Here is an 11,793-nt window from a genome sequence, read left to right as displayed (position 1 = left end):
CGGGTTATGGCTCACGATTACGCCATCGAATCACTGCTCAGGCCCGCCGTTGAGCTCTACACCGTATATGTGTGCGCTGCAGGTGCATTCCTGTGCGTGTTCGCGCCTTGGGCATTTGCGCTTACTCCGCTGTTCGGCATCGTCACCTCCGCGGGCTTTCTCGCTCTGGGTTTAGTGCGTCTGAAACAAGCATGGCAGGTGCTGCGCTATCGCCGAAACATCCGTCGACTGCCTCATTACACGATGACCAGTAAAGAAGTGCCGGTCAGCAATCAACGTCTGTTCATCGGTCTTGGCTTTCGCTGGCAGCAGCGCCATACCCAGCGGCTGATGGACACTTACCTGCCGAAGTACTCCAGCTACGTTGAAGCCACCCCACTGTTCCGCGCAGCGCGTCGTTTTGAGGAAAGAGCGGAGTTTGCTCCATACCCTGTCCGACTTCTGGCCAGAGCCACATCATGGGACGTGCCCATCAATCCTGTGCGACCTCTACCACCCGTCGGTGGCTTGCCACGGCTGCACGGCATCGAGCCATACGAGGAGAACGTCTCTCTCCCTTTGGGCGAGCGAGTAGGCCATTCGATTGTTCTGGGCACAACCCGTGTCGGAAAAACGCGCCTGGCTGAGTTGTTCATCACTCAGGACATCAGACGAAAAAAGCACGGCCAGCATGAGGTCGTTATCGTCTTTGATCCGAAGGGAGATGCAGATTTGCTCAAGCGCATGTATCTCGAAGCCAAACGCGCCGGCCGCCTGAACGAATTTTATGTGTTCCACCTGGGCTGGCCAGATCACTCGGCACGCTACAACGCCGTTGGGCGTTTTGGGCGGATTTCGGAGGTGGCCACCAGGATCGCTGGGCAACTCTCCGGGGAAGGTAACTCAGCAGCATTCCGTGAATTCGCTTGGCGATTCGTGAACATCATCGCAAGAGCCCTCGTCGCGCTGGGCCGTCGACCTGACTACCTGCAGATCCAGCAGCACGTGATCAACATCGAAGGGATCTTCCAGGAGTATGCCTCTAAATACTTTGATGAATATGATCCAAAGGCCTGGGAGGCGATCGTCGCTATAGAGGGCAAGCTCAACGAAAAAAACGTACCGTTCAACATGAAGGGCCGGCCGTTCCGTGTGGTGGCAATCGATCAATACCTGTCTCAGACGCGCGTGGCAGATCCAGTGATGGATGGACTGCGCAGCGCGGTCCGCTACGACAAGACCTATTTCGACAAGATCGTCGCCTCGCTGCTGCCACTGCTTGAGAAGCTGACAACAGGCCGCATGGCGGAACTGATCTCGCCGGACTATCAGGACGTGAACGATCCTCGACCGATCTTTGACTGGATGCAAGTGGTCCGCAAAAAGGCCGTTGTTTATATCGGCCTGGACGCCTTGTCGGACACAGAGGTCGCCGCTGCCGTGGGCAACTCTATGTTCTCCGACCTGGTCTCGGTCGCTGGCCATATCTACAAGTTCGGTGTCGACGACGGACTACCGGGCGGCGTCCCTGGCACCAAAGTGCCTATCAACCTCCATGCCGATGAGTTCAACGAACTGATGGGTGAGGAATTCATTCCGATGATCAACAAGGGTGGCGGTGCCGGCATGCAGGTGACTGCCTACACCCAGACCATGAGCGATATCGAAGCGAAGATCGGTAACAAGGCCAAGGCTGGTCAGGTGATCGGTAACTTCAACAACGTGTTCATGCTGCGCGTCCGCGAAACGTCCACCGCCGAGCTGCTGACAAACCAGTTGCCCAAGGTTCAGGTTTTCACATCCACCCCGGCCAGCTCGGCGAATGACAGTGCAACGGGCAATACCGCGTTCACATCATCCAGTCATGACCAGGTGCAGCAGGTCAGCGTGCCAATGATTGAGCCAGCGCATGTCGTCGGCCTGCCCAAGGGCCAATGCTTTGCGCTCATGGAAGGCGGCAATCTGTGGAAAGTCAGAATGCCTTTGCCTGGCCATGATCCTGATGAAGTAATGCCGGCAGATCTGCAGGCCTTGGCGGAAAGCATGCGTCAGACGTATCAGGTGGGCAAGGTCGACGACACTGGCTGGTGGTCAGCGCCTGGTTATCAGACGCTAAACGAGTCGCTGCCTGCAGATTTGCTCGACGACTTCAAAAAAATCGCTGTTGCACCTGAGGATGCGGCATGACTCTCGGCGGGTTGAGCGATCGGCAAGGGGGCATCTGATATGGCTGACGTTGCCGATCGCGCGAAACAGCAACAAGACCACGAACAGTCGTTCATAGGATCTCTCTTCACCCTGCCCTTCCGATTCGCGGCAGTGATGTTCCTCTCTCTGGGGGGAGCCATCATCGTCGAATGGATCTGCATGTACTTCTTCTGGCCGGAGGCCGGTTGGCAGCATGCTCGTGCAATGCTCGATCATGAACTCAGTTGGCTCTCCAAGGGGTTCCTGCAGAGTGTGGTTGTTCAAGAGCCAGGCCGAACAGCGACATGGCTGGTACAAACCACATATGACTGGCTAGTGGTCAAGACCGGGCTTCAGGACTGGGTTCAACACACCTCTGATTATGCTGCGACAGGACAACGATCACGCGGTTCCGATATGCGCTACATGCTGGGCGTGGGAGTCAGCAAGTTTCAGGATTACGGCCTTGCGGCGCTCTACACGACACTGGTGTTTTGCGTGCGCCTGGTGATCCTGACCCTCGCAATCCCGTTATTTGTGATGACGGCGTTTGTTGGTTTTGTGGACGGACTGGTACGCAGAGACTTGCGGCGGTTCGGTGCAGGCCGCGAGTCCAGCTACCTGTATCACAAAGCTCGAGCAACGATGGTGCCGCTGGTGATCATCCCCTGGAGCCTCTACCTGGCTCTGCCATTCAGCGTGAGCCCATTGTTGGTGCTCCTGCCATGCGCAGCACTGCTCGGCCTGGCGGTCAGCATTACGGCGTCCAGCTTCAAAAAATACCTTTAGGTGCCCTCCATGCAATGGACAGAAGAACAACTGCCAGCTATTCACTCCTTCGCGAAGAAGCTACTGGTCCAGGCATTTGCCGGTACCGGGAAGACAACGACACTCGTCGGTTACGCCACGCATAACTCGTCGGTCAAAATGCTGTACCTCTGCTACAACAAAGCCGTTGAGATCGCGGCAAAGAACCGTTTTCCACGCAATGTGACCTGCAAAACAGCTCACGGCCTCGCCTACGCTGTCTATGGCAGCCAGTACAAACACAAGCAGGCTGGCAATCTGCGTTTGACCGACATCGCGAGGACGATCAATACCCAGGATTGGGAGCTGGCCAAAGATATCGTTTCTACCCTCAATGCCTTCATGGCCAGCAAGGATCTGGAGCTGCTGGAAGACCACTTTGTGCGATTCCAGAGCAACCGCACACTGACCTCGGTCCAGCAGCAGTACATGAGTAAAGCGCTCAACCTGACCAGAGAAGTTTGGGAGAAGATGGTCGATATCAACGACCGCTCAGTCCCCATGACGCACGATGGCTATCTGAAGCTGTACCAGATGAGCCAGCCAGATCTGAGCCAGCGTTTCGGTGCGATTTTGCTCGACGAAGGGCAGGACGTGAACCCGGTCATCGCGAACCTGGTCCAGATCCAAACAATAACTCAAGTCACTGTAGGTGATCGGCATCAGCAGCTGTATCGGTTCAGAGGCGCTGTGGATGCTTTAAACAGCCCGGCGATGAAGGATGCCGAGAAGCACTTCCTGACTCAGAGCTTCAGATTTGGACCGGCTGTTGCCTACGTGGCCAACGTCATCCTTTCCTTCAAGGGTGAAAAGATCCCCCTGCAAGGCCTGGGACAGCCGACGTTGGTGAAACGAGCCTTACCGGACGATCTCCCTCACCGCACCTACCTGCACCGTACTGTGAGCGGTGTGATCGAGAACGCGCTGCGCCTGGTCAACCAAAACCACCGCATGCAGTGGATCGGAGGGATCGACAGCTATTCCTTGCGCGATCTGGAGGACCTGTTCTATTTCAGCCGGCATATGAATGACCAGGTCCAACAGCGCAAATTGCTGAACGACTATGCCGATTACGACCAGTATGTCGTGATCGCGAAGGCCACGCAGGATCCAGAGATGTTGCGGTCGATCAAAATCATCGAAAACTATGCAGACCTGCCCCAACGAATCGAGCAGCTGCGTGCTGTATCTGTCACGTCGGAGCTCGATGCAACCGTGACCCTTACCACTGCGCACAGAGCCAAAGGTCTGGAGTGGGACTTCGTTGGGCTTTATGACGACTTTTCTGCAGATCCGCTCTCCCCTGACATCGACGCCGGCAAACGCGACGATGAGCTGAACCTTCTATACGTAGCTGTCACACGAGCCATGAAGATTCTGGCCGTCAACTCGCTGGTGATCGACATCATGCAGCGCTTCAAAGACATGAGACAGAACTCAAAACATTGATGCGCCGCGCCCTCCCAGCCAGCTACCTCTTAAAACGTAAGTCATCTTCGGTCAGTGTGAAGAAGTCGGGTACTACATCGGTATGAGCAACAACATCATCGAGGCTCATATATTCCCAATCAGGTGTATTGCTGGCATCGAGGGTGACGATGGCCCACGACCCTTCAGAAGAGATTCCAATGCCAGGCGCGTAGTGTTCGACCCAAGTAAATTGCTCAAGAACTTCGTACATCGAAGAAAACGCCTTGGGTAAAGCACGCTCGGTATGAAGGCGATGAATCACACCGCTGATGATCTCTTCGATGTCATTCGTGACGAAGGGGCCGTCATGGTCTCGCAACTGAGCGATCAAACCGAACAGCGTTCCTTCACCGGTAATACCCACGCGTACAAAACAAGCCCCCGATGCGTAATCGCCCTCGTATTCAAATCTTCGATAGTCAATCGTCCGCACTGCACTTGTCCTTCTAGGCTATGTACGTAAACCAATAAATACGATTTTCTGTAAAATACACCGCTATTAAAGCCAGGTGGCAAAGATAGCAAAGCGGTATGAATTCCCCGACGCAGCCTGGGCGACGCTGAAGCACTTCGCGAGTACTGCGACCGTTATCGCTTGCAGCCAGCCATTCCATTGCGCAGCATGAAGCGCAAACCCAAGCCGGGATTTCCGCGCCTGTTTGATTGGCCCAAAATATCGGCAGCACAACATCATCGATCGCATGCTTGGCTGGCTGGCTGGCTGGCTGGCTGAAGGAGAACAGACGCATCGTAACGCGCTTCGACAAACTCGCAACAAGTTTTGCGGTGATGGTCTCATTGGCCTGTGCCATGCGGTGCCTGAGACAATACTTTACGTACAGAGCCTAGCAAGGGTTGTACGTTGTGCGATGTCAGTTAAATAATAAAAATATGTAAGCAACATATTTTAGAGCAGTCTTTCTGAAAGCATTGTGATCATATCAATTTGCCTCTACGAAAACTGTTCTATCTCAAAAAAAACTTGACCCGAATATTTTGAGGGATTAGATTCCGATTACTCCAGACAGTTGGATCCAATAGCTCCAGTTGTAGATACTAAAAAGACCGAGCAGGACTTTGCCATCGGCTAGTCAGCACATTGGCGATCTCGAAAGCTTCTTGGAATGGTGGCTTTAGGAGAGGTTTTTATAGTCAGCCGATTGGACTTAATAGGTACCCAAAACATCGCAAGATTGTTGATGCCGAAACAAGATAATATTCTCATATAATAAGGAATTTATATGTCTATGCGTCATCATTACTTAATGACACCGGGTCCATTGTCGTTAACCGACGACGTCAAAGCGCAGATGCAGTTTGATATGGGATCACGTGATCAGGCGTTCAAAAACATTACCGCTCTGATGCGTGAGCGGATTTTAGATCTGATCGATGGCTGTGGCTCGCACTCGGTAGTGCCAGTCCAGGGTAGCGGTACTTACGGAATTGAGGCCGCATTGACGTCGTTCATCTCGTCGTCTGATCGACCGCTCGTATGCATCAACGGCATCTATGGTGAGCGGATCCTGAAAATTCTGAAATTACGGGGCGTTCAGGCGGTTTGTATCAGAGCCCCGAGTCATGAGGCGCTGTCAGTCATCGACATCGCCGCTTACTTAGAACAGGATCTATCGATTACACACATCTGTTTCGTTCATTGTGAAACAACCACCGGTGTGCTCAATCCACTCGAAGCCATCGTTAATCTGGCAACGCAGCGAGGTATAAAAACCATTATAGATGCAATGAGTTCTTTCGGCGCCGTCGATATCAGCGCAAAAAGAGCCCGTTTCGATGTACTCATAACGTCCAGCAATAAATGCATTGAGGGTCCGCCGGGTGTGGCGTTCGTCATAGCGAATCTCGACTTGCTCAGGGCCAAGGAGCATTCAATGAGTTCGTTTGTTCTTGATGTCCGTGACCAATGGAAAAGCCTTGAGCAGACCGGAGAGTGGAGATCGACGCCTCCCACGCACGTGGTCCAGGCATGTACGAAAGCTCTGGAAGAGTTGAGTCTGGAAGGCGTGGCTAACCGGGAGCAACGGTACTGCTCAGTGCGGGACGAAATAATTCGCGTAACCACACCTTATGCGTCGCCACTATTGAGCGCTGAAGTGCGCTCCCCCGTTTGTCTGGCGCTGACTGCGGATGGTATTATTGATACCCCTAAAGACTTCAATAAACTTTACCTGCACCTCGTAGATTACAACCTCTACATCTATTCAAAAATGCATGCTCAGACGCGCAGCTTTAGGGTCGGATGTATCGGAGCAATCAAACCCCTGTGGATACGTTTGCTAGGCGATGCATTTCGGGAGTTTTTTGATAAAACGAATAGTAAACCCATGGCACCGGAGCGTGTTGGATCAGCACTCGTCAGAAGGAGCTTGTAATATGTCACGCATTATTCACGATAACAGTATGTCTGTGGAAACGGCGCTTTTGCATGCGGGGTATCGTCACGACCCCACTACCAAGGCCGTCGCGGTGCCTATTTACCAAACGACAGCTTACGAACTTGACGGTGACTTGGCCCGAATTGCAGACATTTACAATGTAAAAAGTGACGGTTTTACTTACACACGCATCATTAACCCTACTACGCGCATTCTTGAACAGCGGTATGCAGTGGTCGACGGTGCAGTTGATGCCTTGGCCGTGGCCTCAGGGCAGGCTGCGACTTTTCTTGCGCTGGTAAATTTGTGCAGTGGGCGTCCAGGCGATAACATAGTCGTTTCGAAGTATCTATATGGAAACTCATGGAATTTATTATTTAACACCTTCAAAAGACTTGGAATTGAAGCGCGATCAGCAGACCCACGTGAGCCTTCGTCGTTTGAGCAGCAAGCCGATAATAGAACCATTGCCTTCTTTGGCGAGATTTTTTCCAATCCGTGTCTTGTACCTTTACCGCTCAGAGAACTTTCCGACATCGGCAAGCGCCTAGGTATTCCCATAGTCGTGGATAACACGACCACGCCTCTGGTGTGCGGTCCCGCTAAGCTTGGCGCCGCAATTACAACCTACTCTGCGACAAAGTATATATGCGGCCATGGCACTACTCTCGGTGGGTTAGTGACCGATAACGGCACGTTCGACTTCGACGATTCTGACCGTTTCCCGTTATTCAATGGGCCGGATGAGGCGCACGGGGGAATACTCTGGCGTGAGGCTGTTAAACAACTGGACGACTTGAGTGGGAGCCCCTGCCTGTTGAAAGCACGCATGACATGGCTTCGCGATACCGGTGCCGCGATTAGCCCGCTTTCGAGTTTCCAATTAATTCAAGGTTTGGAAACACTTCATTTACGCATGCAGCGCCACTGCGAAAACGCCACAATAGTGGCAGATTTTCTGCAACGGCACCCCAAAGTCAGGAGTGTTTCGTATCCAGGACTCTTCACCGGACAAGATCGCGAAATGACAGATGAATTAGTAGACGTTCATGTCGGTTATGGGGCAATGATCATGTTTGAATTGGACAGCGAGGCGGCAGGTCGGACGTTCATTCAGAATATCAAGCTCATGTACCACGTATCGAACGTCGGCGATGCGCGAACACTGGTGACGCACCCCGTCTCTACAACCCACACCACCGTTCCGAAAACACAGCGCGAAGCCGCAGGTATATTTGACGGTTCAATCCGTCTTTGCATCGGTATCGAAAATGTGAATGACGTGATTGAGGATATCAAGCGCGGTCTCGACGCCGTTTGACAGCCAATCCGGCAGGGAGGATCACTTCATGGAAACGTCTGATTTCTGGAAGCTACGCAACAAACGGTTTAATACATTTCAGTTTTCTCGCGACATCATGCGCGAGTTGGCTAAACTAAGGCCTGATAATATTACCGGCGCGCTGTATATACTAAAAGACTACTTAGTCGTACTGACTTGTGTGTTTATCACGCTGAACATCAGTGAGTGGTTTTACCCGATTGCTGTGCTAATGATTGGCGCGCATCAGCGAGGACTTACGACGATCTCGCATGATGCTGCACATCGAATACTCGCGAAAAACACGTGGTGGAACCACTTTCTAGGCACAATATTTGCGGCCTACCCGATTTTTCAGCGGCATTGGGCTTATCGCGTTTCTCATGTGCATCTTCACCATCCGCATCTGGGCGATCCCGAAAAAGATCCGGATTTGCAATTCTTCATCGCTTCCGGTGTCTATGAGGTTCGAAAGCCTCGGGAGTACAAGCTTTCTATTGTCTGGAAGGCTATTTTAGGTGGGGCCACACTGCGCTATTTGAAATACCTGTGGCACAACCGCTTTCTGATTTCGAACAAGCAAGACAAGAGCGTTAATAAACACGGTGCCATTATTGACACCTATGGCTTCGTGGCCTTCTGGGTAACCGTTATCGCTGGCTTCGTCATGACTGATAACGTGCACCTACTGCTTCTGTTCTGGTTGATTCCTTATTTGACCACGTTTCAAATACTGGGTTGGTTTACTGAAATCGCCGAACACTCTCCAATGTGCGAAACAGAGAACCAAAATATTTATCTCACTCGAAACAGAAAAGGTAACTTGATGGAGCGAGTGCTCTTTGGTGTCAACTTCGACGAATACCATCTGGAGCACCATCTTTCGCCAGGCGTACCATTTTGGCTGCTAAAACGAGCACAAGAGATCCGTATGCGCGATCCGGAATATGCAGAGATCGCAAAGTCATGGGGCGGTTTATTTGTATCAGGGCCTAATGGGCAGCCCAGCGTGATCAGTCAATTGCTCGACCGCAATAAGCGTCTCTACGAAGCGCAATATGCGTCGCCTGACACACCGGAGCAGGCATAATGACTAACAAATATTTTGATGCGACCCGTGCTGTAGTCGGCGTGGCGGCAAATCGGCACCTCCATGACGGTGTTCACCGTGACTGGTTGCGGCGGCGTTATATTGATGCACTAGAACGCTACGCCTCCGTTGAGTGCGTGATCATCCCTACCATCGACGGCAACCTGTCCAGGGAAGAAACCCTGCGCAAATTCCGTGACGTGATGTGGCGTCTTGACGGTCTCGTGTTGACCGGCGACGAATCGAATCTTGACCCGAACATCTTCGACAAACAACTGGCCTGGCATTGCACCGCAGACGATGTTGTTCCAGGCGAGCGGGACCGGCCGAGGGATCGTCTTTCGAGTGTTGCATTGTCTGTTGCGATCGAATTCGATATGCCGATTCTCGGCATCTGCCGTGGCTTGCAAGAGATGAGTGTTCATCGTGGCGGCAAGCTGCATCCCGACTTATCGGCGTTAACTCAAAGCGTTTCACACAGTGAGCTGCCTAACGTGCCCCGTGATCAACAGTACCTTCCCACACATACAATCAGCGTCATGCCAGTCGGACGACTGTCGCCAATTGTAGAAAGCTCTGAACTATACGTTAACTCATTGCACAACCAAGGCATCACCACAGTAGGCGCCGGTGTGCAGATAGAGGCGGTCGCCTCGGACGGCGTGATCGAAGCGCTTTCATACAAGACGTCATCAACATTCCAGCTCGCAGTGCAATGGCACCCTGAATGGCATGCGACCACCGACGTCACAAGTCAGAAGGTTTTCAAAGCATTTGGAAGTGCATGCCAGGCTTACCAGTCAACAAGGCCACCGCCAAGGGGCCCGGGTGAATCAACTCAATGAGTTGCGTACTTTATCTATTTTAATTACGTATTCAGTGTGAGTCTGGCGGACTTATGGATTTACAGTTGCTGGTCCTGTTTATTGTTGCTTTCACGTCGGCCGTTGCTGTGCCCGGCCCAAACGTCGCGTTTGCCGTCGCCCAAGCTCTCAAATATGGAACAAAAACGGTAGTCCCCTGTTCATTTGGTTTCGGGTTGGCAACCGCAATCCACGCGGTAGTCGCGCTTTCGGGTGTCGGATTGGTCATTCGCGATCACCCTTGGGTTCTGAATTACCTGCGATGGCTTGGGGCAATCTATCTTGCATACCTTGCGATCAGCACTTTCTTTGCAAAGCCGTCTCCGAGCGAGACAAATGTTATCGTTTCGAGTCCAAGGCAGATGTTTATCGATTCGCTGCTCGTTGCTTTAACCAACCCGAAAGGCTGGTTAGCGACCTTGCTTACTTACCCTACCTTCATCAGCCCACATGTGTCGTACATCCATCAAGCGATAACGTTGAGCCTGGTCGGCATGATTATTTCACTGATGATCTACGGCGGCTACATGTTCCTCGCGCAAAAGGCACGCGCGGCCTTCAATAACGAATCCATAATCAATCGGATAACTGGAGTTATTTACGCCTCGGTCGCGCTTTGTCTGGTGATGCTTTCCTGATGGAGGTAATGGAAATGCCGATGAGTTATCGGTGTAAGGCACAAAACCTAAAGGAGGCTGGAAGCCCATGTCGATCATAGTTCCCAAAGGTTTACCCGCAGGTTACACACTCGCGACAGAAGGCGTCATGGTGATGAATAATGACAGCACGGTCTGTCCGCTTCATCGGCCGTTGCGCGTAGGCTTGCTGAATCTTATGCCAAACAAGATAGATACAGAAATACAGATCGCACGTTTGCTGGGGGCTACCCCGCTGCAAGTCGAACTGACACTGGTCAAAATAACGAGCCATTCACCCAAAAACACGCCGCACGAGCATCTAGCATCGTTTTATCAAGATTGGCACGATATCCAGGCACAGAAGTTTGACGGGTTCATTGTGACCGGAGCACCGGTCGAAACGATTCCTTTCGAGCAAGTTCATTACTGGCATGAACTAACCCACATTTTTCGGTGGACGCAAACCAACGTTCACCGGTGCTTTAATATTTGCTGGGGGGCTCAGGCAGCTATGCATTATTTTCATGGCATGCCTAAGTACACACTAAATGAGAAAGCCTTTGGCGTATTCAAGCATCACGGCGTCGGAAATAAGTCCCCTTACCTGAAGGGGTTATCTGACGACTTCAACATCCCGGTGTCACGCTGGACGGAGATGCGGTACACCGATATCCCGACCAACAGCGGTATATCCGTTCTGATTGACTCGCCAGACACTGGCTTATGTTTGCTTGATGACCCCAATCATCACGCGCTTCATTTCTTCAATCATATCGAATACGACTCGCACTCACTGGCGGATGAATATTTTCGCGACAGAGAGGCAGGCAGATGCGTTCCTCGTCCGAGGAACTATTTCCCCGAGGACTGTGAAGCGTTACTCCCGAAAAATCAGTGGCGCAGCCACGCCCATCTCTTGTTCGGAAATTGGATCAATCAGATTTCTCAAACGACTCCGGCCGACTTGAACCACATTGGCCAAGATCGCTCTCGTACGCCTTCAGTCGGGAAAGTTTCACGATCCGGAACGTAAGGCCTGGTT

10 protein-coding genes and 1 pseudogene are annotated in these 11,793 nt (G+C 52.1%); 10 read left to right on the top strand and 1 reads right to left on the bottom strand.

Translation table 11 applies throughout. The annotated features are described in order from the left end of the window. Positions 1-6 precede the first annotated feature (6 nt). From traD to ALO43_RS12320, 3 genes are read left to right on the top strand one after another with little or no spacing between them, the layout of a single operon-like run. Positions 7-2,166, top strand: a complete 2,160-nt coding sequence (traD, locus tag ALO43_RS12330) for a type IV conjugative transfer system coupling protein TraD (protein WP_054997581.1) — start codon at positions 7-9, stop codon at positions 2,164-2,166. Positions 2,167-2,205: 39 nt separating this feature from the next. Next, entirely contained in the window at positions 2,206-2,955 is a 750-nt protein-coding gene (locus ALO43_RS12325) for a TIGR03747 family integrating conjugative element membrane protein (RefSeq protein ID WP_054997580.1), read from the top strand. Positions 2,956-2,964: 9 nt separating this feature from the next. Continuing rightward, a complete protein-coding gene (locus ALO43_RS12320) occupies positions 2,965-4,422 on the top strand; it encodes a UvrD-helicase domain-containing protein (RefSeq protein WP_054997579.1) in 1,458 nt (485 codons plus the stop codon). A gap of 22 nt (positions 4,423-4,444) precedes the next feature. On the opposite strand, the gene ALO43_RS12315 is transcribed toward ALO43_RS12320, so the two are convergent. Further along, positions 4,445-4,876 carry a hypothetical protein gene (locus tag ALO43_RS12315; RefSeq protein ID WP_054997578.1) on the bottom strand — a complete coding sequence of 144 codons (432 nt, stop codon included), beginning with the start codon at positions 4,874-4,876 and terminating at the stop codon, positions 4,445-4,447. A gap of 123 nt (positions 4,877-4,999) precedes the next feature. Here ALO43_RS12315 and ALO43_RS28770 point away from each other — a divergent pair. The 7 genes and pseudogenes from ALO43_RS28770 to ALO43_RS12280 all read left to right on the top strand — a co-directional run. Then, a pseudogene (locus ALO43_RS28770) lies at positions 5,000-5,292 on the top strand (IS5/IS1182 family transposase); the annotation flags it as partial. 392 nt (positions 5,293-5,684) lie between these two features. After that, complete coding sequence (locus ALO43_RS12305; protein ID WP_054997576.1) at positions 5,685-6,836, top strand: 2-aminoethylphosphonate--pyruvate transaminase; 1,152 nt, start codon at positions 5,685-5,687, stop codon at positions 6,834-6,836. A gap of 1 nt (position 6,837) precedes the next feature. Next, on the top strand, positions 6,838-8,160 hold the full coding sequence (locus ALO43_RS12300; protein ID WP_054997575.1) for an O-acetylhomoserine aminocarboxypropyltransferase/cysteine synthase family protein: 1,323 nt from the start codon (positions 6,838-6,840) through the stop codon (positions 8,158-8,160). A gap of 28 nt (positions 8,161-8,188) precedes the next feature. Continuing rightward, positions 8,189-9,250: a fatty acid desaturase family protein gene (locus ALO43_RS12295; RefSeq protein ID WP_054997574.1), complete on the top strand. Its 1,062-nt coding sequence runs from the start codon at positions 8,189-8,191 to the stop codon at positions 9,248-9,250. Beyond that, positions 9,250-10,095: a gamma-glutamyl-gamma-aminobutyrate hydrolase family protein gene (locus tag ALO43_RS12290; protein WP_054997573.1), complete on the top strand. Its 846-nt coding sequence runs from the start codon at positions 9,250-9,252 to the stop codon at positions 10,093-10,095. The genes ALO43_RS12295 and ALO43_RS12290 overlap by 1 nt, the downstream gene beginning before the upstream one ends. Before the next feature lie 53 nt (positions 10,096-10,148). Beyond that, on the top strand, positions 10,149-10,751 hold the full coding sequence (locus tag ALO43_RS12285; protein ID WP_017703201.1) for a LysE family translocator: 603 nt from the start codon (positions 10,149-10,151) through the stop codon (positions 10,749-10,751). Positions 10,752-10,818: 67 nt separating this feature from the next. Further along, a complete protein-coding gene (locus tag ALO43_RS12280) occupies positions 10,819-11,784 on the top strand; it encodes a homoserine O-succinyltransferase (protein WP_024690735.1) in 966 nt (321 codons plus the stop codon). The last annotated feature ends 9 nt before the right edge of the window (positions 11,785-11,793 follow it).

The organism is Pseudomonas tremae (assembly GCF_001401155.1).
Lineage (GTDB): Bacteria > Pseudomonadota > Gammaproteobacteria > Pseudomonadales > Pseudomonadaceae > Aquipseudomonas > Aquipseudomonas tremae.
The sequence above is the reverse complement of the archived record's forward strand: the minus strand, read 5'-3'. Positions and strand labels throughout refer to the sequence as shown.